Source organism: Massilia mucilaginosa (assembly GCF_011682145.1).
GTDB lineage: Bacteria > Pseudomonadota > Gammaproteobacteria > Burkholderiales > Burkholderiaceae_D > Telluria_A > Telluria_A mucilaginosa.
On sequence record NZ_WHJH01000137.1, the window covers coordinates 1 to 1,678 of the forward strand.

At 59.5% G+C, this 1,678-nt stretch carries 1 protein-coding gene; it reads left to right on the forward strand.

Annotated elements, in window-relative coordinates:
* Nucleotides 1-267 precede the first annotated feature (267 nt).
* A complete protein-coding gene (locus F2P45_RS34115) occupies nucleotides 268-1,623 on the forward strand; it encodes an IS110 family RNA-guided transposase (RefSeq protein WP_166882642.1) in 1,356 nt (451 codons plus the stop codon).
* The last annotated feature ends 55 nt before the right edge of the window (nucleotides 1,624-1,678 follow it).

The window sequence follows — 1,678 nt, forward strand, 5'->3', positions numbered from 1 at the left end:
TGTCAGCGTAGTATTCGGCGGGCCGCCGAAAATCGCGCCGAAGAAACAAATATTGGGTATTTGTGGCAGAGTGGAATGAGGCGCTGCGCAAGACCGATAGAGCAATGGTGCAATTGCCCGAATGTCAGCGTGGTCCCGGATACGTCATCGACATTGGTGAAGCGGGTGGGCGCTTTGAACCGCCGACACCGCTATCCCGTTTAAGAGAGTGAGCACGACGACGTTCCACTGCAGCGCCCCATTCCAATCTGAATGATGGAGCTAACGATGGCAGAACGCAACCGAAAATTGACAGGCAAGTCGAGCGGGCAACATCGCTCTCTGGAGATTGCCTATCCGAACGCCGCTGGTATCGATATCGGCAATGCCGCCCATTTTGTGGCGGTACCGCCTGATCGCGATGACTATCCGGTACGTGAATTTCCCAGTTTTACGCAAGACCTGCATGCCCTGGCTGACTGGCTCACGGCCTGTCGGGTCGATACCGTCGCCATGGAATCGACCGGCGTGTACTGGATACCGCTGTTCGAACTGCTGGAAGCACGCGGTTTCAAGGTGCTGCTGGTCAATGCGCGCCACGTCAAGAACGTTTCCGGCCGCAAGTCCGATGTGCTCGACTGCCAGTGGCTGCAGCAATTGATGAGTTATGGTTTGCTGGCCGGCGCATTCCGTCCGGACGACGAGGTGTGCGTGCTGCGTTCGCTGTGGCGCCAACGTGCCAGGCTGTTGCGCGAGCAAGGCAGGCAGGTTCAGCGTATGCAGAAGGCGTTGACCCAGATGAATATCCAGTTGGCCAATGTCATCTCCGACATCGTCGGTGTCACGGGACAGCTGATCGTGCGCGCCATCCTTGCCGGCGAGCGCGATGGCCACACCCTGGCGGCATTGAAAAATGGCCGCATTCACGCCAGTGAAGATGAGATTGCCCGCAGCCTGCAAGGCAACTGGCGGCGCGAACATTTGTTCGATTTGGGCCAGAGCGTCGCGATGTTCGACTTCATCGGCACCCAGTTAGCCGATTGCGATCGCGAAGTCGACCAGCAGTTGCGACTTCTGCAGAGCCATGATGCGTTGCCGGAAAAGAGCGGCAAGCGAAAGGGTTCGCGCAACGCGCCCGAGTTCGACCTGCGTGCGCGCTTGTTTCAGATGTGCGGCGTGGACTTGACGCGGATCGACGGCATCAACATTACCACCGCGCTGGCGGTGGTATCGGAAACCGGCGCCGACCTCTCGCGCTTTCCGACCGTGCGACACTTCACCAGCTGGCTTGGCTTGTGTCCGGGGACAAAAATCAGCGGTGGCAAGATTCTGAGTGCAAAGACCAAGCGCGTCGTCAACCGGGCGGCACAGGCGCTGCGTCTGGCGGCGGCCTCTTTACGAGCCAGCAAGTCCGCACTTGGCGCCTATTACCGCCGGCTATGCGCCCGAATGGACAAACCCAAGGCTGTCACTGCGGCGGCACATAAGCTGGCACGGCTCGTCTACACCATGCTCACCCGGGGCGAGGAATACACCGATCAGGGCCAGGAGCAATACGAGCATCAGTATCGGGACCGTCTGCTACGCAATCTTGCAAAACGCGCGGAACAGTTGGGCATGACACTCACCCCGGCTGCGGCGTGAACCACACCGTGGCCGGGAGGCGTCGGCGGTGTTGTTTCTTAAGAGACCTGACACC